We start from the raw sequence: 22,334 nt of genomic DNA, 5'->3' as shown, positions 1-22,334 counted from the left end.
TAACTTTAAACTTTGTGCCTCTGCCCCTGTGCGCGCCCCTGTGCCTTTACCCATCTACCGGTCGCACTCTCCCAGGACAATATCAATCGTCCCGATCACGGCAATCACATCCGCCACAAATCCCCCCCGGACCATCCGGTCGAAGGCCCCCAGGTGGACGAAGGAGGGGGCCCGGATCTTCAGCCGATAGGGGCGGGACGACCCGTCGCTGACCAGATAGAACCCCAGCTCCCCTTTCGGGACTTCCGTGGCGCAGTACACCTCGCCTTCCGGGACCCTGAACCCTTCGGTCATCAGTTTGAATTGATGGATCAGGGATTCGATCTCCATGTTCATCTTCTCTTTGGTCGGGGAGACGATCTTCGGGTCGTCGATCAGGATCGGCCCTTCGGGAAGCTGATCCAGACACTGACGGATGATCTTCGTACTCTGATGGAGTTCCTCCACCCGGATCCAGTAGCGGTCATAGACATCGCCGTTCTCCCCGAGGGGAACCTCCCACTCCACCTTGTCATAGACACCGTAGGGTTCGGCCTTGCGGATATCCCAGTTGACGCCGGAACCGCGAAGGGTCGGACCAGAGAGACCGTAGCTGACCGCCTCTTCCGCGGAGATCACCCCTACCCCGCGGGTCCGGTTGTGCCAGATCCGGTTTTCCCGGATCAGGGTATCGTACTCTTCGATATGTGCGGGGAATTCGTCGCAGAATTTGTACAGGGTATCGATAAAGAACGAAGAAAGATCCCGGCTCACACCGCCGATTCGCATATAGTTGTTGTTCAGCCGCGCCCCGGTCAATTCTTCAAAGAGGTCGAGGATCGTCTCCCGCTCCCGGAAGGTATAGAGGAAGACCGTCATGGCACCGATGTCGAGGGCATGGGTGGCCAGCCAGAGAAGGTGCGACGAAATGCGCTGCATCTCTGCCACAATGGTCCGGACATATTCCGCCCGTTCCGGGATACGAACCCCCAAAAGTTTTTCCACGGTGCGGGTATAGGCGAACTCGTTGGTGATGGCCGAGATATAGTCGAGGCGGTCGATATGGGTGATCACCTGCTGGTAGGAGCCGTACTCGGAAAGCTTCTCGATCCCCCGGTGAAGATACCCCACCCGCGGCTCGGCTTTCCGGACCTTTTCACCATCGATATTGAGCACCAGGCGCAAGACCCCGTGGGTACTGGGATGCTGCGGTCCCATATTGATTTTCAGTTCCTGGGTAATCAAATCGTCCGCTTTTCGTTTTGGATTTTCAGTTGTGAAATATTGATTCCGACCTGGAATACGGTCCTGGATTTATAATTTTATTTTTTTGTTTTTAATTTTTCTACCATTCCTCCGACCGGACCTTCGGCCTGCGCGTCGGGGGCCGTTCATTTTCCGGAATAAAGGAAAAATCCTCCCGCTGCCCCTTCCCCTGGAGGGGATAATCCTTCCGCAGTGGATGCCCCTCCCAACCTTCCGGCATGAGGATCCTTTTCAGATCGGGATGGCCTAAAACCTCGATCCCGAACAAGTCGAAGAGCTCCCGCTCGTGCCAGTTCGCCGTGTTCCAGATCTTCGTAACCGAGTCGATCGCCTCCCCTTCCTGCAGGTCGACCTTGATCCGGACCCGGTGATTCAGCGAAATAGAGTAAAGATTATAGACCACCTGAAAACGGCGGGCATGTTTTCCGAGATAATCAACGCCGCAGAGATCGGCCAGGTAATCGAACTGCATGGCCGGATGCTCTTTCAGTACCCTGCAGACCGCCGTGAGATCTTTTCCTTCGATCCCCAGGGAAAGCTGACCGCAGATCTTCTCCACGGCAGGTTCCAACTTCTCCACCCGGTCCTTCAAGGCGGCGATGATCGCTTCTTCGTCCTGACTCAGATGGATTTCGCTCATAGTTCCTTCCGGATATACCGCGCCTTTTCTATTTTCTCCTGCAGTTTGACGATCCCGTACATCAGTGCTTCAGGGCGGGGCGGACAACCCGGGACATAAACGTCCACGGGAACAACCTGGTCAACCCCCTGGACCACACTGTAGGTGTTGAAGACCCCGCCCGATGCGGCACAGCTTCCCATGGAGATCACATATTTCGGCTCCGGCATCTGGTCATAGATCTTGCGCAGCACATGGGCCATCTTCCAGGTCAGGGTCCCCGCAACGATCATCAGATCGGACTGTCGCGGCGAAGCACGGAAAATCACTCCCATCCTGTCGAGATCGTAATGGGCGGAACCGGTCGTCATCATTTCAATCGCACAGCAGGCAAGCCCGAAGGTCACCGGCCAGAGGGAGGACTTCCGGGCCCAGTTGATCACCTGGTCCACCGTCGTCGTGAGAAAGTTGTCGTTGAATCGATGTTCAATCAATCCCATTCCAATGCCCCTTTCCGCCAGGCATAGGCATAGCCGACAAGGAGAATCACAATAAAGAGGACCATCTCCACAAGGCCGTACATGCCGATCTTGTGATAGACCACGGCCCAGGGATAGAGAAAGACCGCTTCCAGATCGAAGAGAACAAACAGTACGGCCACCAGGTAATAACGGATGAAGATCCGGGACCGGGAATCCATGAAGGGGGGGTTGCCGCATTCATAGGGGGAGAGTTTGTCAATACCAGGACGGTTCGGACGAATCAATGACCCGAAAAAGAGGGTCACTACCCCGAAAAGCAAGGCAAGGATCAGGAACAGGATAATGGGGAAATAGCCGGCAGGAATAATCGTTTCAGGCATCTCAGACTCTGATAATATGAACCGCAGTTTCTATACGTACTGCCTTTGAATATCCCCGGGATCCAACGAGAACACGCCAAGAACGTTAAATTGGATATTAAAACAACGATATATCCTTGTCAAGGGGTATTGTCAAAAAACAATCTCAAAAAAATGTCATAAATGTTCCACCACCCGCCTGAGACCGCCGGAAATAAGAGTGAATGAAGGTTCCGGGACAGAGGTCAGTCTCCCTTCATTCGATATTCAACGTAGCGCTGAATCTTCTTCCGGTCTTCTTTTTTGAGGTCCACAAAGGCAACGCCGAAGATCTTCCGGGTGTAGGAAATATAACGAATGATCCCGGCAACCAGGATGTTTGCTTTTTCCGGTTCCGGAAGGGAGATAATGAGCGAAACGGGCTGGTCGATTTTGCATCCCCTGAACTCATGGGGAGCCACAATGGAAAGTCCCCCTTCACTGAGATTGTCGGCATAAACGATCTCGAGAAAATCGACTCCGTTAATGTCGACCCGGATCGGTCGGCCCTTCTCCGGACTGACCCGGGGAAATCGTCTCTTTTTCCGTCCACCGGGGAATAATGACATCCTTCCCGCCTCCGGTACTGTTCCTACATCTCAACCGATTCCGCCGCAACAACCACCTTTTTCAACCCCTTGATCCCGAAGGCCGTCAACTGTTTATTGATCCCGTAGGGGAGAACCAGGCGGAGGGCATTGACGGCGTCCTCAATCCGGTCATGGGTCGGCTCATCGACCAGGATCTGTCCCGGAGAGGCGGCATGCATCAGGGTCACGGCCCGTTCCCAGGTTTCTCCGAAAACGGCATAGGGGACCGTTCCCTGCTTTTCCCGGAGAAGGACCCTTCCCGTGGAGATTCCGATGGAAACCCCAAAACCTTCTTCTCTCACTGTCCCGGTTTTCGAACTTTTCCCGGCAAAATATTTCAGCAGATCCACCGCGGCAAGAACCGACTGCCAGGCATCCTTCGCGTCCGGAAAAGGCAGACCGAAAAGTCCGATCATCCCGGCGCCCGTCTCTCCGGCGACATCCCCCCGGCGCCGGACAAGAATTCGACGACAATCCTGAAAACACTGTTCGATCAGGCGGATTCTTTCCAGACTGTCCACGGCCGCGGAGCTCCCGGCTTCATGAAGATGAACGGAAAGAATGGTCACCGGATATTCGCCCGCTACCTTCTCAAGCACCTGTCCTTCCTGAAAAACCTTTTTCGAGACTCGCTGCGACAGTTCTTCCTCATAGATCTCACGAATCCACCGGCCGTTCTTGAACTCCTGGTACATCCGGTCATTTTCGATCACAATAGCCGCCTGGCGGGACATCGCCTGAAGGATTTCGAGGTCCTGCTCCCGGAAGGGACCGTCCTGGGCCGGATCGGAAAGGTTAATCACACCGAGAACCTTTTCCTTGCCGAGGATCGGGACACTGAGCAACGTGCCGGAACGGTATCGTTCCCGGCTGAAGGGAACGAAGCGGGGATCCTTCCGGACATCTTCGATCAGGAGCGGTTCGCCCTTCTGCGCGACGTAGCCGGCAATCGCCTCCCCCACCATCAGCCGGGTCTCCCGGACGACTTCGTCTTTCAAACCCCGATGGGCGGAGATAATCAGATCGCGGCTCTCCTCACGTAACAGCATGATGGAGGCATTCTCAACCTTGAGTTTTTTGCAGATCACTTCAAGGATCAGGTCAAGCACAAGGTGCATGTCAAAGAGATGGGAGACGGCCTGGCTCAGTTCCGCCGAGGCAAGTTTCTCCAGAACCTTTCGATCCTGCTCCGATTCCCGGGAGAGAACGGCCAGTGCCGCCTTCTTGAGTTCCAGCGTCTCCGAATGAAGTTCATTGTCGATGACTGATTGCAGCCGGGCGTTCTCCTGTTTCAGACGTGCAAGCCGTTCCCGTAGTTCTTCTTCCCTTTCGTCTTTTTCACCCGGAGGAGAAGCGGCGGAAAATCGGGGTTCACGCCCCTCTCCATCCATACAAGACGGAATGTTCTGCACATCGGACCGGACCAGCCGCCGGCGGATCATTTCGCCATAGAGGAGCAGGTTCTCCCGTTCCAGCGTTGAAAAGGCCGAGGGGGATCGCCGCCCGAAGAGGAGAAACCCCTCCCTCGCTTCCACCTGCATCGGAAGAATCAGGAGGCTTTGCACATCCCGGGCACTCCGGAAGTCGTCACCGGGATCGTCTCGTTGAAGCTTTTCCAGGTAACGCCCCCGGACCGGCACCTTCTCCAACCAATAGGGCAAACCGGCATGATGGATCCAAACCTCGCTGACCTCTCCCTCCCGACGCCGTTCCAGCCCGCGCAGGTCCCCTGCGGGATCCCGAAAGAGGAAAACCTGCAGATCCACTCCGAAGGGGACCTCCTTTTCGAGGATTTTTTGCATTCCCTCCTTCAGCGAGACGGAGGAATCGTCATCGATGATACACCGCACAACCTTCTGCTGTCCCCGGCAGAGGGCATTCAGGTATTCCAGACGGCCGACCAGGGCATGCACGGTCCCTTCAAAAACGAAAAAGAGGAAAACCACACCACCATACTCCCAGATCACCCCGGTGGTAAGACCGCCCTGCCGGAAGAGTTGCAGAAGGATCAGTACCGCGGGAATCAGGGAGATCAACAGCCAGGAGCGTCTCCCCTTGTAAAGGAGGTTGACCCCCAGCATGAAGACGGGAATCGTCAGATACCAGACGACCGAAAGTCCCTGCGTCAGGATGAGGGAGGTCACGGCATAGACGTCGAGGAAATAGATCCCGATGGCGATCTTCCGCCGCGTCCACCGGTTGGACCGGAGGAGCAGCAGGATTTCGGAGAAGGCAAAATAGCTCAGGACCCCCCACTGAACCAAAGGCCGTTCCGCAAAGAAGGGCAGGGAAACAGAAAGTGCGATCAGCAGAAAAACGGCAAAACGCAGCGTCAGGAAAAGCAGCCCCCCTTGCAGCACGGGTTCATGGGAAAATCCGGCACGACTCATGGCGCAGCATTCCCCCTGGAATGAAATGAATGATAGATCCGCAGGGCCACCTCCCGGTTGATTGCGGGCGCAGACAATAGTTCCTCCAAACTCGCTTCCCGTACCTGGCGGAGGCTCCCGAAATGCTTCAGGAGCGAAAGGCTCCTTTTGCGGCCCACCCCCGGAATTTCAAGAAGCTGCGTCGAGAGAAGATCTTTCGTATGGAGTTTCCGGTAATAGTTGATCGCAAAACGATGAGACTCATCCCGGACCCGCTGCAGAAGATGGATCACGGGATCGTCCGGTTTCAACCGGATCTCCGTTTTCCATCCGGGACGCAGAATGCGATCCACGGAGTCGTCTCCCCTCCCCGGCCGGGCCTTGGCCAGGGCCATCAGGTCCGTCCGGGAGGCAAAACCGATCTCTTCCGACACACGGCACAGCACATGGAGCTGCCCCTTGCCGCCGTCGACCATGATGAGGTCCGGCATCGGGAGGGGCGCCTCCGGTTCCGGACGATAGCGGCGCATGAGGACCTCTTCCATCATGGCGTAGTCATTCGCCCCCGCAACCGATCGGACCCGGAAGTGGCGGTAATGGGAGTTACGGGGACGTCCGTTTTCAAAGACCACCATTGACGCCACGGGGAATTCTCCCTGGATATTGGAAATGTCGAAGGCCTCGATCCGTTGCGGGAAACGCTGCAGATCCGCCCGTTTTTGCAGGTCTTTCAGGAGGATCCGGTCCCGGTCTTTCTCCCGCAGGTATCCCTGAAGCGCAAGTTCGGCATTTTCATTCGCCATACGAATCAACTGATGATTCAACCCCCGGTGCGGGGTCACGATCCGTGTCCGCCGCCCCCGCAGAGCGGTCAAGGCCCATTCCAATGTCTCCCCGTCCGGAACCTTGCCGGGCACAAAGATCCGTGGCGGGATCAGGCTCTCCTCTCCGTAATACAGGGACAGGAAGGAATGCAGAAGCACCCCGGAAGGGTCGTCTTCGGGAAGCTCGAAAAAGAACTCCTTCTTTCCAAGAAGTCTTCCGCCCCGGACAAAGAGGATCTCCACACAAGCCGTATTGCCTGCATGGGCCACGCCCAGGACATCCTTGTCCTCCAGGGCGGTGGAGATGATCTTCTGCCGTTCCGTCACCCGTTCGATCCTCCGGATCTGGTCCCGGAGCCGTGCCGCCTTTTCAAATTTCAGGTCGCGGGCGGCCGTCTCCATCCCGCTCCGAAGCTTCCGGAGGAGTATCCGGTTCCTTCCCTTGAGAAAGAGCGTCACCTCCTGCACGATCCGTCCATACTCCGTCTTTGAAATCTTCCCGGCACAGGGCGCAAGACAACGACCGATCTGGTAATTGAGGCAAGGCCGATTCCCTGTCCCTTCGATCTTCCGCTTTGACTTTCGGAGGGGAAAGGTCCGTTCGATCAGATCGAGGGTGGAGCGAAGACGGCTTCCCGGAACATAGGGACCGAAATAAAGCGCCCCGTCCTTCCCGACTTTCCGGACCACCTCAAGGCGGGGGAATTCCTCCTGCACGGTCAGCCGGAGATAGGGATAATGTTTGTCGTCCTTCAGAAGAATATTGTAACGGGGGCGATTCTTCTTGATCAGGTTGCTCTCCAGGATGAAGGCCTCCACCTCCGATGCCGTGACCATGAAATCGACCTGGAAAACCCTGGAAAGCATCACCTCCGTCTTCGCCGTATGATGCGCCTTCGGCACAAAATAGGAACGGACCCGGTTTCGAAGATTCTTGGCCTTCCCCACATAGAGGATCTTCCCTTCCCGGTCCTTCATCATATACACACCGGGCGAAGCAGGCAGGCCCTTCACCGTCTCCCGGATGGACTCTTTCATGGCTGTCGTCTTCTTTTCCGCTGTTTTCAATTTGCGAATTCCCGAATTTCTATCTTCCACTTTCCAATTTCTATTTCCCAATGCCCGCCGTCTTCACCCCTACCTGACGGTCCTTCAGTGCAATCAGCTGATCCCGTAACTCCGCCGCCCGTTCGAACTCCAGCTCCCGGGCCGCCTTCAGCATCTCCTCTTCCAGTATATCCAATTTTGCCGCCAGTTCCTTTTCCGACAGATACTCTTCCCCCTCCTCCTCCACCCGGGGGACACCTGCGTAATCGGCCTCACACATTTCAACGAGACTTGCGGGGATCTCTTTTTCAATGGTCTTCGGCGTAATCCCCATCCTCTCATTGTAATCCTGCTGAATCTTCCGCCGCCGTTCCGTCTCTCCAATCGCCCGGGCCATCGAATCGGTAACCCGGTCAGCGTAAAAGAGAACCTGCCCCCCGGCATTTCGGGCCGCCCGCCCCGACGTCTGAATCAGGGAACGCGCCGAACGGAGAAACCCTTCCTTGTCCGCATCGAGGATGGCCACCAGCGATACCTCCGGAAGATCGAGCCCCTCTCGCAGCAGGTTAATCCCGACGAGAACATCAAACTCTCCTTTACGGAGACTCCGGAGAATCTCCATCCGTTCCAACGTCTCCACATCGGAATGGAGATACCGGACCCTGACCCCGAGATCGGAATAATAATCGGTCAGATCCTCTGCCATCCGTTTGGTCAACGTGGTCACCAGGACCCGCTCGTACCGTTTGATCCGTACACGAATTTCATGGAGCAGATCATCCACCTGCCCCTCCACAGGCCGGACAATGATCTCCGGGTCGAGCAGTCCGGTGGGCCGAATGATCTGTTCCGCCACCCGCTCCCCGGCCTTTTCCAGTTCGAACGGGCCCGGCGTCGCTGAGACATAGACCGTCTGCGGGACCAGTTCGGCAAACTCTTCAAAACGGAGCGGACGATTATCAAACGCCGAGGGAAGACGGAATCCGAAATTCACCAGGGTCTCCTTCCGGGACCGGTCGCCGCGGTACATCCCGTTCAACTGTGGAACCGTCACATGACTCTCATCGATCATCACAAGGGAATCCTTCGGAAGATAGTCGATCAGTGTCGGCGGCGGCCGGCCCGGCAGTCGTCCCGTGAGGTGCCGGGAATAGTTTTCGATCCCCTGGCAATAACCGACCTCGCGGATCATCTCCAAGTCAAAGAGTGTCCGCTGCTCCAACCGCTGGGCCTCCACGAGCTTGTTCTCCCGCTCCAATTCGGTCACCCGGTCCCGCAATTCCTTCAGGATGGCCTCACGGGCCTTTTCCAGCCGCTCCTTCGGAGTCACGTAATGGCTCCCGGGATAGAGGGCGATCTTGGGAATCGAACGAAGCCGCTTCCCCGTTAGGGAATCGACCTCGGATATCGCCTCCACCACGTCCCCGAAAAATTCCACCCGGATGGCCGTATCGGAATAAACCGGCAGGATCTCCACCACGTCGCCCCGCACCCGAAAGGTCCCCCGCTTGAAATCAATTTCGTTACGCCGGTACTGGATTTCCACCAGCTTCTTCAGCAAAACGTCACGGTCCGTCTCGCACCCCTCCTCCAGGTAGACCAACATACCATGGTAGGCCTCGGGCGACCCGAGACCGTAGATACACGAAACGGAGGCAACAATAATCACGTCGTTTCTCTCAAGGAGAGACCGGGTGGCGGAATGACGCAGTTTGTCGATCTCATCGTTGATGGAGGAATCCTTCTCGATATAGGTATCCGTTGAAGGAAGATAGGCCTCCGGCTGATAGTAATCGTAATAACTGACGAAATACTCAACGGCATTTTCGGGAAAAAAGGATTTCAGTTCGTTGTAGAGCTGGGCGGCCAGAGTCTTGTTCGGAGCGATCAACAGGGTCGTTTTGCCGACCTCTTCGATCACCTTCGCCAGGGTATAGGTCTTCCCCGAGCCGGTCACTCCGAGCAATACCGAATGGGGACGCCCCTCACGAATCCAGGTGGAAAGTTTCTGGATCGCTTCCGGTTGGTCCCCGCAGGGGACAAAATTCGAGACAATACGGAACCGGTTCACAAAATCCTCGGGAAAATTGATTTTTCCTTTATTTTATAATAGGTTTTATGCTATGTCAAACAGGGGGGAATACTCTCTCGCACTCCCGAAGCCCTGTGGTATAATGTTAAATTGTCTTGTGATCAACGAAATCGCACCCTGTTCCCCCGGGCAAAAACAATGAATAACACATTGACCATTTTCCTGTGCGTTTTTTCCCTCCTCATGCTTTCAGCCCTCCTCATTCTCCTCATCCGCGGGAAAAAACTCAAAAGCAGCCTGCTCCTGAAACAGGAAAAAGAGGCCGGGCTCCTTGCAGAACTGAAGCATTTACATCAAAAAGAGATACATCGGAAAAAGGAACAGACCGAAATCATCCACTCCGTCGTCCATGATCTCCGCAGTCCCTTAAACAACATTATCGGTTTTACCGAGATCCTCCTCTCCGGCATGGAGGGAGAACTGACGGAACCGCAGCGAAAAGATCTGGGAATTATCCTCAACAGTGCCCGTTCTCTGACGGATCAGGTCAATGACCTCCTGGAGATGGAGATGATTTCATCGGGCACACTCTTGTTAAACCGGACCGCCCTCTCACCGGCGGAAGCACTCCGGGAAACCGTCGAAAAACTTGGCGAAGAAAACAAAGGAAAAGGGTGCATCATCACCTGCGAGGTCCCGGACTCCCTTCCTCCTCTGTATGCTGATGCCGAACGCCTGCAACAAATCCTGACACGACTGCTTGGGAAGATCTCCCACGTCCTGTCGGAAGGAGAGATTCTTTTGCACGCACAATGCAGCAACCGGAAAGGAAATTCCCTGCCGGAACCTTGTCATGGAAAGGAGAATTTCGTCCGTATTTCCATGATTGTCCGGCACACAGGCATGGAAGAACAACTCCTGGACAACTTCTTCCGAAAACTCTTCCCCGCAGAGACCACGAACCCTCCCACCTCCGGAGGATGCAGCCTCAGCGCCCGGATCGCCCGGGAGCTGATCCGCGTCCAGGGCGGCAGGGTCGGTCTGGAATACCAAAGGGATCGCGTACGGGGCCTCTGGCTCACCCTCCCGACGGCCGGGGACCCGGAATGAAACTACGTACCTACTTTCTCCTCCTCGGCGGCATTCTCCTCCTCGGCATCTTTACGGGCGGACTCTTTTCCCGGCTGGTCCGGCTGCCCGACGTCACGCAGTTGGAAAACTTCCAGCCCAGCCAGGCCTCCCGTATCCTCGCGGACGACGGCACGGTCATCGAAGAACTGTTTCTCGAAAAACGGGAGGTCGTCCCCTTTGCCCGGATCCCGGAATTTCTCCGACAGGCCGTGATCGCCGTGGAGGACAGCCGGTTTTATTTCCACCATGGAATCGACTTCCGGGGGGTCGCCCGTGCATTGATCCGGGACATCGCTGCGGGCAGGATTATTGAAGGGGGAAGTACCATCACGCAGCAGTTGAGCAAGGTCCTCTTCTTTTCTTCGAAACGGACACTGATCCGCAAAATCAAGGAAGCCATCCTGACCCTGCAGATCGAGCAGCACTACACAAAAGACCAGATCCTGAACTTTTATCTCAACCAGATCTATCTCGGATCCGGCTGCTACGGGGTCCAGACGGCATCGGAAAAGTACTTCGGCAAAAAGATCTCGAAAATTTCCCTGGCGGAGGCAGCCCTGCTCGCGGGGCTCCCGAAATCTCCGGAGCGATACTCCCCGCTGACCCATCCGGAAGCAGCACGCAGACGGCGGAACCTGGTGTTGGAAAGGATGGTTGTTGAAGGATACATCACACGCAAGGAGGCGGAGCAGGCCCGGGCCGAACCGATACCCGATCGTCGAAACGGGGATTACGGCAACCGGGCACCCTACTTCGTTGAGTCCGTTGTCCGGAAGGTAGCAGAGCGATTCGGCCGGAAGGAACTCTACGAGGGAGGCCTGACCCTTCACACTACCTTGAATGTACGGATCCAGAAGATCGCACAGAAGGCACTACAGGAAGGATTGAACAAGATCGAGGCCCGCCGGACACCCCCTGCAATTGAGCCGCTTCAGGGAGCGGTGATCGTACTGAACCCGCGAACCGGCGCCATCGAGGCAATGGTCGGGGGGCGCTCCTATGCCGTCAGTCAGTTCAACCGGGCGGTACAGGCGAAACGGCAGCCCGGATCCGCCTTTAAACCGCTGATCTTTGCCGCCGCCCTCCGATCGGGTCACAAGCTTTCGGATCTTCTGATGGACCTCCCCATCACCTGTACGGATGCCGACACGGGAAAGAGCTGGACACCGCAGAACTTCGAGCACGTCTTTCATGGACCGGTGACACTGCGATATGCCCTCGAACGTTCCCTCAATGTACCCACGGTCCGTCTCCTGCGGGAGATCGGGTTCACACCGGTCATCAACCTGGCTCACAAACTGGGGATTGAAAGCCCCCTGAAACCTTATCTCTCTCTTGCCCTCGGGACCTCCGAGGTGTCTCTGATGGAGCTGACCAGTGCTTACGCAACCTTCGCCGCAGAGGGGATCTATTCCCGTCCCCATTTCCTGACCCGGATCTATGACAGCGAAGGACACCTCCTGAAGGAACACCGGCCGGAACAAAGCGTCGCTGTAGATGAGCAGACCGCCTTTCTCATCACCTACCTCCTCGAGGGAGTTACCCAGTCCGGCACGGGACGGATCGCCCGAAGCCTGAACCGCCCGGTCGCCGTAAAAACGGGAACCACCGACAATTACAGTGACGCCTGGTTTATCGGGTATACCCCGGAACTTGCCGCCGGGATTTGGGTCGGCTACGATGACCGGCAGTCGATCGGACCGGGCGAAACAGGCGCCCGTGCGGCAGGACCGATCTTCGTCGCCCTGCTGCAGGGGGCGCTGAAAAATCATGCCCCTTCCTACTTCCCGGTGCCCAAAGGAATCGTCTTTCGCAGGATCGATGCAAAAACGGGGGAACCGGCCACGGAGAAGACGAAAGAGGTCATCGAAGAAGCCTTCCGGAAGAGCCCCCCCCATCGTTGAGCATAACTACATCTCGTAGAGGGTGTCATCGGTGGAAGGGGGAAGGATCTTTCTGGAAAAGTTCTTAAGCGTCCCCTGCTTCGTCCCGGCGGAAAAGGGATCTTCGTTTTCGAGGAGGTCCCCTAATTCTTCCTCGATCCGGTCGGGATCCTCACCCGCCTCCATCCGGTGGATGGCCTCTTCCATGCCGGGCCCCAGATTCAGGCCTGTTGCATCATAGAGCTTCCGCATGAGCTGCGCGGCCTGGCGGGGATCCTCCTCATCCATCCCTTCCACTTCACCGGCCATTGACTCCATGACCTTCGCCATCTTCGCCTCGTCGATGTCAGGAAGCTCCCCGGACTCCCCCTCCTCCCGTCCCCTGGAAATCGCGAAGAGGGAAACCTGCTTTGCAAGCTCCTTTTTGCCGCACTGCGGACAATCGGGACGTTTTTTTATTTGAACGGAGCGGGAGAGAAAATTATAGATTCGGTGACATTCGGAGCAATAAAATTCGTAGATCGGCATCTTGCCTTCCTTCCTGTGAATGTTCGGGATCGGTACTCACGAGGCAACGTTGACCTGCCAAAGCAGAACGTTTTCGCACAGGAAGCCTGGATACCATAAAGTTTTTTCTCTGTCAAAGGGAAAGTTGGCAGGCCTGAACCGGCTGCAACTCCTGCTGGTACTGCAAACAGTTGATGAAGACATCGATGATCTCCGGGTCAAACTGTGTCCCGGCACAGTCCCGCAACTCCCGGATGACCCATCCCATAGGACGGGCCTTTCGGTAAGGACGATTGGAGATCATGGCATCGTAACTGTCGATGATCCCGATAATCCGTGCACAAAGAGGAATCTCATTTCCCTTCAGCCCGTGGGGATAGCCACTACCGTCGTAGGATTCGTGATGATGGAGAATGATGGAAAGGACCTCCTCGGGCAGACAGAGCGGTCGGACCAGTTCCACCCCGCGGGAAGGGTGTTCCCGCATCTCCTCCCATTCATGGGCGCTCAGTGCCCCCGCCTTGTTCAGTGTACTGTTGTTGATTCCTACCTTGCCGATATCATGGAGAAAAGCGGCAATGGTCAGATAATCTCTCTCTTGCCGGGGTAGTCCGATCTCTTCCGCGATCACCCGGGAAAACCGATCCACCCGAACGGAATGATAATGCATACTGGGACTTTTCTCTTCCAGAATCCGGGAGAGGACTTTGATAAAATCCATGAGGCTGAGATCATGGTAATAAGAACATGCATTCTGCAGGGGAACTTCAATGGCTACTTCCCGAGCCTGTCGTTCATCCCTCGAATGGCTCATGCACTGAAATTCGGAAATCTCCCGGTGACTCTCTTGCCGAAGACGCTTCTTTTGAACTGCGGCATCCGCCACACGAATCAGGTCCGAGACGTCAAAGGGCTTGGTAATGTAGTCAAAAACATTATACCGGAGTGCCTGCTGTGCCGTTGTCAGGGTCCCGTAACCGGTGACGACAATTACTTCAACCTCTTCATGATCCTCCCTGATCTTTTTAAGTACATCAATGCCGTGCATATCGGGCATGTTCAAATCGAGGGTGACCACATCATACTGCTTTTGAGACAACATCCGTAACGCCTCCGCTCCACTGCCGGCGGTATCGACATGATGGTGGGGTTTTAAGATCATCCGCATCGATTCCACAGGACCGATTTCATCATCCACGATCAAAACCATTCCTCGATCACTCATTCACATGCTCCTCGGTTTCATATTCTTTACAGTTTTTCGGCAGGCAGAACTCACTTTTTGCAAGTCACATGCCATCCAAAAAACAAGTGCGTCATTCACTGCAACGAAAGTAGGACTGCTGCAAGAAAGATTTCCTGCAGGAACCCGGACGGGCCGGGAAACAATCTCTATCTTCCTTGAAACAAAAAGAAAATTTCTGCCCTGAAGGGAAATAATCTTTTCTTACTTTTCAGCAGAAAAAGAGATTTTCAAAGGGCTCCTTAGAAAATTCCGGACAATCAGCAGAAAACAACAAAATTTTAGGCCCATTTCGTCCTGATGCCGGGCGAAATGGGCCTTTTCTGAGCACTCGGCCGCCCCCGTCCGTCAACATTCCGACACTTCGGAAACTTCCGCCTGCGGCGCTTCACACAGACAGACCACGAGCATCTCGGACGGAAGCCCTCAGGGTTGAATCCCGTACTTTTCCACCTTATAACGCAGCATCTTCCGGGTAATCCGCAGCGATTCCGCCGCCTTGGTCTTGTTACCGCTGGTCCGCTGCAAGGCACTCTGAATCATCTTTTTTTCAAACGCTTCCACCGTATCGGAAAGAGATTGCCCTTTTTCGATAAATCCATGATCCAGGCTGGTCGCATCCATCTGCAGTGCACGGATCTTTTCGGGCAGGTCCTCCGGCAGGATCACATCTCCATTACTGAAAGCCACACACCGTTCAATGACATTCTCCAGTTCCCGCACATTGCCGGGCCAGCGGTACTCCATCAGAAGTTCCAGCGCCTCTTTGGAAATCCGTTTGACCGGATGGGCCTCCGCCGGTGAACTCCGCCGGTCGCCTCCACCACGCCGGTTGCTCCCGTCCCGGGGAAAGGGGGGTTCACACGCCTCCGCACAGATCTTCTCGAGCAAATGGTTGACCAGGAGGTGAATATCGTTCTTCCGTTCGCGCAACGGGGGGATCCGGATCGGGACGACATTGATCCGATAGTAAAGGTCCTCCCGGAATTCTTTCAACCGCATCGCCTCTTCCAGGTCCCGGTTGGTGGCGACGACAAAACGGACATCAAGTTTTTCGCTCACCGAGGAACCGAGACGGGTAAACTCTTTTTCCTGCAGGACCCGCAGAAGCTTGACCTGTGCACTCATCGGAAGTTCCCCGATCTCATCAAGGAAGAGGGTCCCCCCGTCGGCCATCTCGAATTTCCCCAGGGTCCGCTCTCTGGCATCGGTAAAGGCCCCCTTCTCGTGGCCGAAGAGTTCGTTTTCGATCAGGGTCTCCGGGACGGCCGCAATATTGACGGCCACGAAAGGCTTTTCCCTCCGCCAACTGTTGAAATGAATCGCCCGGGCGATCAGCTCCTTGCCGGTGCCGCTTTCTCCGTAGATCGCAACGGTCGATTTTTTGTCGGCAATCTGCTGAATAGTCTTGAAAACCTTCTGCATGCTTTCGGTCCGACCGATAATATTGTCGAAGTTGTAAGACCGTTTCACCTCGGAACGAAGGGTTTTTACCTCATTGATCAGGTCGATATTCTCCAGGGAGCGCTTCACAATCAACCGGATCTCATCCACATCAAAGGGCTTGGTGACATAATCCTCGGCGCCTAATTTCATCGCCTCCACGGCGTTCTTGATGGTTTTGGTGGCCGTAATCATGACAATCCGGGAGGGATGGCTCGATTCCTTGATCTTGCGGAGGGTCTCCATTCCGTTCATCCCGGGCATCTTGACATCCAGAAGGATCACATCGGGCAACTCGCTCTGGACGATGCGGAGAGCCTCCTCACCGTTCCCGGCGGAAAGGACGTTGTAATCGTTTGCAAAGATCATCCGGACCGATTCACGGACCCCCGCTTCATCGTCCACGACCAGTAACGTATGCGAATTTACGGAATGTTTGACGGCAGACATGTACCCCTCAATATGATCTATAATTTATGTTCCGGTTTTCGACAGGATGAATGGTTATATTTTATTATGGAACAGGCAAAGGAGTCAACACCCCAAATCGGTAAATCAATGCAAGGCCTCGTAACGGATCTGTGCCGCCCCGGTGAAAAAACTCCGTGTCAGGAATCGAACCATGACAAAGGAACTGAGAGCCACCGCCGAAGAAATCATGATCATTACAACAATCTGGTAACGGACCGCGATCAGCGGAGAGGTTCCGGAAAGGATCTGCCCGGTCATCATGCCCGGCAGCGAAACGAGTCCCACCACCATCATACTGTTCAGCATCGGGAGAAGGGCCGCCGACATCGCACTCTTTCGCGCACTCTCGGAGGCTCGACGCACATCAAATCCGAGGCAAAGGAGCGTCTCCACCTCGTTTTTCCGGAGGATCAATTCACTCCGGAAGCGCTCGGCACCGAGGGTCGCCCCGTTCATGGCGTTGCCGATGATCATTCCCGCCAAGGGGATCAGGTACCGGGGATGGTACCAAGGATTGATGCGAAGGACGATCCGGGTGACGACAAAGAGGGTCACACCGGTCCCCAGGATCAGCGCAAAACCCATCCCTGCGAAAAGCCGGCTGCGGCTCTGCCGCCATTTCAACCTCCCCACACCGGCCTGGCAGGCCGCAGAAACCATGACGGCCAGGGCGCACAGGACCAGAGGCCATCGGTTCAAGGCAAAGAGCGCATCGAGAATATACCCCACCAGAAAAAGCTGGACCACGGTCCGAACCACACCGACGAGATAATCCTTTGTCAGGCGGAGCTTTTCATAAAAGGAGAGCCCCACTACCAGCAGGATCAGAAGAACGGTCAACGCCAGTTGCCCGATACCGATATTCAGAATCGCTTCATCCATCATGGGGACAGGATCTCTCCCTTCCGGATGCGCACGATCCGTCCTGCAAGCTCCTCGGCAAAACTCCGGGAATGGGTCACCACGACAAAGGTCATCGACCGATCGCGATTGATCCGGCGAATCGTCTGCGCCAACACCCGCCGGTTCTCCCGATCAAGGGCCGAAGTCGGTTCATCGAGCAGCATAACCCGGGGGGAGGTCATCAGGATGCGGGCAATGCCGACCCGTTGTCGTTCCCCCACGGACAATTCCCCAGTGGATCGACGGAGAAAGCCGCCGGGAAGTCCCACGGCATCGAGGGCGGCCTCCATCGCCCGCCGCCGATCCCGAATGCCTCCTTCCCCATCGAAAGGAAGGAGAAGATTGTCCCGAATACTGCCCTCGATCAGGAAAATCTCCTGCAACAGCAAGGCGATCTTCCGCCGCAGTTCCTGCGGAGACCGCTCGCACAGGGGAATCCCGTCGAAGAGGATTTCTCCCTCCCCCGGATCTTCAAGACGATTCAGAAGACGCAGCAAAGACGATTTGCCCGCCCCGGAGGGACCGACCAGGACAACGACCTCGCCCCGCTGTACGGTCAGGTTGATCTGTTTCAGAACAGGAGGAGAAAAAGATTTACGGTCAAACCGATAAGAAAACCCGACATCCCTCAGGACCAGAACGTTTTCGCTCAATGGATCCGGTCCTTTTGATCGGGGGTGACCATCATTACCCTCTCCCTTCTTCGTTCATGGAGTTGGGGGTTGCGGGGGAGTTGAAGACGGCACTTGGTTCCTACCTTGGGGCGGCTTTCCAGGGTAAGCGTCCCCAGGTGATCCTCAACAATCCGGCGGGAGATGGCCAGCCCGAGTCCCGTCCCGGATGACTTGGTAGTAAAAAACGGGGTAAAGAGCCGGCGCTGCTGCTCCTCGGTAATCCCCACTCCGTTGTCTTCAATCTCGATGATGAAAACCCCCTTTTCATCAGCGGGTCGGGAAGAGCGGGTCCGGAAGATGACCCGACCGTCGCCGTTGACGGCATCGAAGGCATTCCGTGCAATATTCAAGAGGACCTGTTTGATCTGTTCCGGGTCGCAGACAAACTCTTCCGGCAGGACGGCACCATAATCCCGCACAAGTTCAATCTTCCGTTTCCGGGCACCGGCATCGACCAGGGTGAGGACCTCGTCGAGCAGCGCATGGACATTGACGGAACGAAACTTCGGGTCCGAGGGGCGGGCAAATTCCAGGAGTTCCTCCACAAGACGGGAGATCCGGTCCACCTCCTTGGACGCGACCTTCTGAAATCGGTCACGAAAATCCTGATCGTCGTACCGTTCCGGCAGGAGCTGGAAATACGTCTTGATGGATACAAGAGGGTTCCGGATCTCATGGGCCAACCCCGCCGTCAGGGTCCCGAGCAGAGAGAGACGGTCCGACCGGCGCATCATCCCCGGCCCCTCCCGTCTCGGCCTCTGTACAAAGGAGGCCTTCAGGGCAAACAGCAGCGCTACCGCACCGAGGGTAAGCATTCCCGAGGCGGTCAGTGCCCACGGCCCGAGGAGAAGACGAATCAATCCGAGAGAGAGCAGAAAAAAGGTCCCGGCAAAGAGACACCAAAGGAGAACCTCCCGCCGATCCATCGGGAAAAACCCGCCCCCCCGTCGAACCGGATCTGCTGGGGAACCGGCTTGCATTTCTAAATCCTCTGCAATCAAAGAGTAATGTTGTCTCTCTACTGATAGAAGGTCCGGATCATACGGCAGACCTGAGCAGCATCGTACTGCATGGTCAAGTGCGGCAGGATCCGGGGAGGATCGGCACTCCCGATCAACTCCTTTTCCAGGACCCGGAAGAGAACCCGGGCGACATCGGCGTCGAACTGCGACCCCATACAACGTTTGACCTCGCACAACGCCTCGGCCAGGCCGATCTGCTTCCGGTAAGGCCGGTCCGTCGTCATCGCATCAAAGGCGTCGGCCAGGGTAATGATCCGGACATCCAGATCGATGTCTTTGCCGCGCAAACCATCGGGATACCCTTTTCCGTCGATCTTCTCATGATGATGCCGCGCCAGAGACGAAAGGTCCCCCCAGGGGAACTGGATCTTCGAAAGGATCTCATAGCCGACTGCCGGATGCCGGTGCATCTCCACCATCTCTTCCGCACTGAGACACGTCTTTTTTCGGATGATTGAACTATCGACGGTAATCTTGCCGATATCATGGAGCAGGCCGGCCAGACGCAGCCCTTCGATCACCTTCGGGGGCAATCCCAGCTCTTCCCCGAGGGCAACGGCATAGGCCGCCACCCGGGCCGAATGCCCCCGGGTATACTCGTCCTTGGCATCAATGGCGGCGGCAAAGGCCCGGATCGTATCGTGATAGATCTTCCGGAGATTTTCATAGAGAACCCGGTTCTCTTCCGCTTTTTTCTGCAACAGCGAAAAGAGCCGCTGATTGTGGAGTGTCACGGAAAGCTGCTGGGCCATCATCGCCAGGACCTGCAGGTCCTCCCCGGTGTACTCTCCGCCGCCGAATCGTTCACCCAGGGTCAGAATCCCGACCAGTTCCTCTCCGACCCGAAGTGGAACCAGTAACGCCGCCTGAAGTTCCAGGCACCGCTCTCCATGGCGGACAAAGAACCCGTTCAGCTCAACCGGTGGGGGATTCAGCATCACCACATGGGGCACCGTCAGGAAAGACCGCTCCTCTTCCTTCGAGAGCGGAAGCAAAGGGAAAACCGATTCCTCCACCCCTTTGGCGGCCAGAAGCCGCAACCCCCCCTCTTCCGTTGAATAGCGAAAGACAGCCCCCCGCACCGCCGAGAGGGTCCCCAAAATCAGATAGAGACCGGAGCGAGTCACATCATCAAAGGACCCGTTGGACGTAATGACCTGTCCGAGGTCATTGAGCGAGCTGAAAGCATAGAGCATCTTCCGAATCTCCGTCCGGGACTGAGGTGTAATCATTTCCTCCATCATCCTCCCTGATGCTCCTGCGTATAATGAAGCGCTTCTTCTTCGCTGGAAAAAATGGGGGCAAAGCGGGTCAATCCCATAAATTCGAAGACCTCGGAGTTGTTCCCGGTCAGATTGGAAAAACAGACGGAACCCTCGGACTTGTTAATCCGGTCGATCATCCCGATCAAAAAAGAAATCCCGATACTGTTGATGATCGGCGAGTTCTCAAAATTGACGACAAACTTCCGGTATCCATCCTGCAGGACATCCGCACACCGCTGCTCAATCTTCTCCCCCCCCAGGTTGTTGATATAACCGTGGGGATAAAAGATCGCGCAATCCTCCCGGAACTTGACTGCAACCTCCACACCTCCCATGCCCGTCTCCCTATCATCAATTTTTCACCCCCCCCTTTGCGAAAGGGAGGAATAACAATATTGATCTTTCCTATCCCGCCTCCGCCTTTAAACCGGCATCCCTCGGCAGGTACTTGATCATCCGAAGTCGCGTCCCCACCGCCACGTCATCAAACTCCACCCGATCCATGAGGTTCTTGATCAGTTCAATCCCCCACCCCCTTCGGGAAGGGGCCTTCCGGGTCGTTACCCGTTCCGGCGCCGGGACCCGCTTCGGATCAAAGGAACGCCCCTTGTCTTCCACCACGATGGTCAACTTCTCGCGGTCCAGGGTAAAGGTGATATAGATTTTTCCATCGGAACTTCCGCTGTGCTCGAAAGAGTTGATACAGGCTTCGATAAGGGCCATCCGGATTTTGCCGATCTCCTCGTCGGGAAAATCGACCCGCTCCGCCACCTGCTCCAATGCACGGGCCGCCACCAACTCCGTCTCGGAGACCATCGGGAGGACCAGGCCGAAGGAGATCTTCTCCCGTTTGACTCCGGAACCCCCAGGCTCCTCGTTCCCCTGCAACTCCGTCAGAATAGGCACATCGGGCGATTCCTTCAGGATTTCCCTTCGAATCGATTCTTCACCGGTCCGGGTCAGCCAGGATCGCTGCGCCGCTTTCAGAAAATCGGCCAGAACCGGGTCGGCCGTGAGATGAACCATCCCGTAATCCCCTTCCAGCAGCCCTCCCTGGATCAGGGATTCCGTCAATTCCCGTACCCGCTGGAGGTCGAGCGAAACCCGTTTGGCCACCTCCTCGATCCGCAGCACGCTCCCCCCGGCGAGAGGGGGCAGATTCATGATCCGCACGGCATCCCGTTTGGCAAAGGGGTCACGGAAAGAACGGTTGAGAATGGCTTCAAAATACGCGGCAATCTCCCCCCCGGCAATCTCCCGGAAATAAAGATCGCCGATCACCTCTGCGGAAGTGAGGGCAAGGCCCTGCTGCCGTGCCCGCCGGATCAGGCAAACCATGTAGTAGGGAACCCCGTGAAAGCGGGCCAATTCACACCGAACCGCTTCGGGATCGGCCTTGACCTGATAACGCTCCGCCAGATGCAGGAAGGCCGCAAGGGCACTTTCCTCATCCAGAACATCCATTTGAATCCGGCGGATCAGACCGGCCGTTGATTCCATCCCTAAAAAATCCCGTTGCAAAAGACCGGAGAGACCGGTGATCAGATGCGGTGCCCGGCGGACCTCCATCACCGCAGGATAAAGCTCCATCAGAGACGGACAGGCAGACCAGGACATCCGGAGTGCGAGATGAAAATGATCAACCATCATCACGGCATATTTCCCGGCACCCTCGGCGAGAACGGCCGGTGCATAAAGCGCGGCCTTAAGACATGCTTCCCGGTCGTCCGCCTCGAAAGCCTCGTCGAGAGCCTCGAAAAACCGGTCGAGGGTTTTGTCAGACTGCCCATAGGCCAGTTTCTGAACGGAGGAGAAACAAGGGGAACCGGAAACGAAAAGTGACGGATCATTGCACTGAAAAGCTGAATACTGCCGGATCAGGCAGGCCAGATAATCCCGGACAAAATGGAGCGGATCATGAAAGATCCGTTCAAACCGATAATAGAAGGGAATGACATCGCCACCGGAGCGAAAGAGTTCGAGGTAGAGACGTTTGAGAAATTCGCTCGTCCCCACCCGACCGGGACCAAGGATCGCGGCACTCTGCACCGGCACCCGGGGAAGACCGGTCAGCATCTTCAGAAGGGTCTGAAGTTCCTGCTTCCTGCCGGAATAGAGATCCTCCGGCACCATTCGCAAACCGTCCTGAATGTACTGCTCCCCACTTGTCATAGTGAGCCGTTGCC

The 22,334-nt window shown here is 56.0% G+C and carries 19 protein-coding genes; 2 read left to right on the top strand and 17 right to left on the bottom strand.

All coding sequences use genetic code 11. From position 1 onward, the window contains the following. Positions 1-54: 54 nt before the first annotated feature. From nuoD to uvrB, 8 genes are all read right to left on the bottom strand, one after another. Entirely contained in the window at positions 55-1,224 is a 1,170-nt protein-coding gene (nuoD, locus tag GXP58_09195) for an NADH dehydrogenase (quinone) subunit D (GenBank protein NOY53780.1), read from the bottom strand. 100 nt (positions 1,225-1,324) lie between these two features. Then, entirely contained in the window at positions 1,325-1,885 is a 561-nt protein-coding gene (locus GXP58_09190) for an NADH-quinone oxidoreductase subunit C (GenBank protein ID NOY53779.1), read from the bottom strand. Next, complete coding sequence (locus tag GXP58_09185) at positions 1,882-2,364, bottom strand: NADH-quinone oxidoreductase subunit B (protein ID NOY53778.1); 483 nt, start codon at positions 2,362-2,364, stop codon at positions 1,882-1,884. The genes GXP58_09190 and GXP58_09185 overlap by 4 nt, the downstream gene beginning before the upstream one ends. Beyond that, on the bottom strand, positions 2,355-2,711 hold the full coding sequence (locus tag GXP58_09180; protein NOY53777.1) for an NADH-quinone oxidoreductase subunit A: 357 nt from the start codon (positions 2,709-2,711) through the stop codon (positions 2,355-2,357). Before GXP58_09180 ends, GXP58_09185 begins: the two co-directional genes overlap by 10 nt. 239 nt (positions 2,712-2,950) lie before the next feature. After that, positions 2,951-3,313 (bottom strand): PilZ domain-containing protein, encoded by a 363-nt coding sequence (locus GXP58_09175; GenBank protein ID NOY53776.1) that lies wholly within the window; start codon positions 3,311-3,313, stop codon positions 2,951-2,953. A 23-nt stretch (positions 3,314-3,336) separates the two neighbouring features. Beyond that, complete coding sequence (locus GXP58_09170) at positions 3,337-5,724, bottom strand: GAF domain-containing protein (GenBank protein ID NOY53775.1); 2,388 nt, start codon at positions 5,722-5,724, stop codon at positions 3,337-3,339. Continuing rightward, complete coding sequence (gene uvrC, locus GXP58_09165) at positions 5,721-7,565, bottom strand: excinuclease ABC subunit UvrC (GenBank protein NOY53774.1); 1,845 nt, start codon at positions 7,563-7,565, stop codon at positions 5,721-5,723. Before uvrC ends, GXP58_09170 begins: the two co-directional genes overlap by 4 nt. A gap of 70 nt (positions 7,566-7,635) precedes the next feature. Further along, complete coding sequence (gene uvrB, locus GXP58_09160; GenBank protein ID NOY53773.1) at positions 7,636-9,645, bottom strand: excinuclease ABC subunit UvrB; 2,010 nt, start codon at positions 9,643-9,645, stop codon at positions 7,636-7,638. Positions 9,646-9,804: 159 nt separating this feature from the next. Between uvrB and GXP58_09155 the strand changes: the two genes are divergently transcribed. Together GXP58_09155 and GXP58_09150 are read left to right on the top strand one after the other, a co-directional pair. Then, on the top strand, positions 9,805-10,716 hold the full coding sequence (locus GXP58_09155) for a HAMP domain-containing histidine kinase (GenBank protein ID NOY53772.1): 912 nt from the start codon (positions 9,805-9,807) through the stop codon (positions 10,714-10,716). Further along, positions 10,713-12,641, top strand: a complete 1,929-nt coding sequence (locus GXP58_09150; protein NOY53771.1) for a PBP1A family penicillin-binding protein — start codon at positions 10,713-10,715, stop codon at positions 12,639-12,641. Before GXP58_09155 ends, GXP58_09150 begins: the two co-directional genes overlap by 4 nt. 6 nt (positions 12,642-12,647) lie before the next feature. Here the strand turns inward: GXP58_09150 and GXP58_09145 are convergent, their stop codons facing one another. From GXP58_09145 to GXP58_09105, 9 genes are all read right to left on the bottom strand, one after another. Further along, positions 12,648-13,148: a zinc ribbon domain-containing protein gene (locus GXP58_09145; GenBank protein ID NOY53770.1), complete on the bottom strand. Its 501-nt coding sequence runs from the start codon at positions 13,146-13,148 to the stop codon at positions 12,648-12,650. Positions 13,149-13,260: 112 nt separating this feature from the next. Then, a complete protein-coding gene (locus tag GXP58_09140; GenBank protein NOY53769.1) occupies positions 13,261-14,352 on the bottom strand; it encodes a response regulator in 1,092 nt (363 codons plus the stop codon). A gap of 444 nt (positions 14,353-14,796) precedes the next feature. Continuing rightward, on the bottom strand, positions 14,797-16,263 hold the full coding sequence (locus tag GXP58_09135) for a sigma-54-dependent Fis family transcriptional regulator (GenBank protein NOY53768.1): 1,467 nt from the start codon (positions 16,261-16,263) through the stop codon (positions 14,797-14,799). Between the two features lie 105 nt (positions 16,264-16,368). Next, on the bottom strand, positions 16,369-17,169 hold the full coding sequence (fetB, locus tag GXP58_09130) for an iron export ABC transporter permease subunit FetB (protein NOY53767.1): 801 nt from the start codon (positions 17,167-17,169) through the stop codon (positions 16,369-16,371). Beyond that, the gene (locus GXP58_09125; GenBank protein NOY53766.1) at positions 17,166-17,840 is read right to left on the bottom strand and encodes an ATP-binding cassette domain-containing protein; all 675 of its coding nucleotides are present in this window, start codon (positions 17,838-17,840) and stop codon (positions 17,166-17,168) included. The genes fetB and GXP58_09125 overlap by 4 nt, the downstream gene beginning before the upstream one ends. Beyond that, positions 17,837-18,841: a hypothetical protein gene (locus GXP58_09120; GenBank protein NOY53765.1), complete on the bottom strand. Its 1,005-nt coding sequence runs from the start codon at positions 18,839-18,841 to the stop codon at positions 17,837-17,839. The genes GXP58_09125 and GXP58_09120 overlap by 4 nt, the downstream gene beginning before the upstream one ends. A gap of 38 nt (positions 18,842-18,879) precedes the next feature. After that, entirely contained in the window at positions 18,880-20,127 is a 1,248-nt protein-coding gene (locus GXP58_09115; protein ID NOY53764.1) for an HD domain-containing protein, read from the bottom strand. Continuing rightward, positions 20,124-20,483, bottom strand: a complete 360-nt coding sequence (locus tag GXP58_09110) for an STAS domain-containing protein (GenBank protein NOY53763.1) — start codon at positions 20,481-20,483, stop codon at positions 20,124-20,126. Before GXP58_09110 ends, GXP58_09115 begins: the two co-directional genes overlap by 4 nt. Positions 20,484-20,553: 70 nt before the next feature. Next, positions 20,554-22,281, bottom strand: a complete 1,728-nt coding sequence (locus GXP58_09105; protein NOY53762.1) for an ATP-binding protein — start codon at positions 22,279-22,281, stop codon at positions 20,554-20,556. Positions 22,282-22,334: the final 53 nt, after the last annotated feature.

This window comes from Deltaproteobacteria bacterium (genome assembly GCA_013151235.1).
In the GTDB taxonomy this organism is placed as follows: Bacteria; CG2-30-53-67; CG2-30-53-67; order CG2-30-53-67; family CG2-30-53-67; genus JAADIO01.
This window is presented reverse-complemented; position numbering and strand designations above follow the sequence as displayed.

Coding starts and splice junctions, on each gene's coding strand:
- GXP58_09190 (NOY53779.1), bottom strand. CDS start 1,885: ATGAGCGAAATCCATCTGAGTCAGGACGAAGAAGCGATCATCGCCGCC.
- GXP58_09185 (NOY53778.1), bottom strand. CDS start 2,364: ATGGGATTGATTGAACATCGATTCAACGACAACTTTCTCACGACGACG.
- GXP58_09175 (NOY53776.1), bottom strand. CDS start 3,313: ATGTCATTATTCCCCGGTGGACGGAAAAAGAGACGATTTCCCCGGGTC.
- GXP58_09170 (NOY53775.1), bottom strand. CDS start 5,724: ATGAGTCGTGCCGGATTTTCCCATGAACCCGTGCTGCAAGGGGGGCTG.
- uvrC (NOY53774.1), bottom strand. CDS start 7,565: ATGAAAGAGTCCATCCGGGAGACGGTGAAGGGCCTGCCTGCTTCGCCC.
- GXP58_09155 (NOY53772.1), top strand. CDS start 9,805: ATGAATAACACATTGACCATTTTCCTGTGCGTTTTTTCCCTCCTCATG.
- GXP58_09150 (NOY53771.1), top strand. CDS start 10,713: ATGAAACTACGTACCTACTTTCTCCTCCTCGGCGGCATTCTCCTCCTC.
- GXP58_09145 (NOY53770.1), bottom strand. CDS start 13,148: ATGCCGATCTACGAATTTTATTGCTCCGAATGTCACCGAATCTATAAT.
- GXP58_09140 (NOY53769.1), bottom strand. CDS start 14,352: ATGAGTGATCGAGGAATGGTTTTGATCGTGGATGATGAAATCGGTCCT.
- GXP58_09135 (NOY53768.1), bottom strand. CDS start 16,263: ATGTCTGCCGTCAAACATTCCGTAAATTCGCATACGTTACTGGTCGTG.
- fetB (NOY53767.1), bottom strand. CDS start 17,169: ATGATGGATGAAGCGATTCTGAATATCGGTATCGGGCAACTGGCGTTG.
- GXP58_09120 (NOY53765.1), bottom strand. CDS start 18,841: ATGCAAGCCGGTTCCCCAGCAGATCCGGTTCGACGGGGGGGCGGGTTT.
- GXP58_09115 (NOY53764.1), bottom strand. CDS start 20,127: ATGATGGAGGAAATGATTACACCTCAGTCCCGGACGGAGATTCGGAAG.
- GXP58_09110 (NOY53763.1), bottom strand. CDS start 20,483: ATGGGAGGTGTGGAGGTTGCAGTCAAGTTCCGGGAGGATTGCGCGATC.
- GXP58_09105 (NOY53762.1), bottom strand. CDS start 22,281: ATGGTGCCGGAGGATCTCTATTCCGGCAGGAAGCAGGAACTTCAGACC.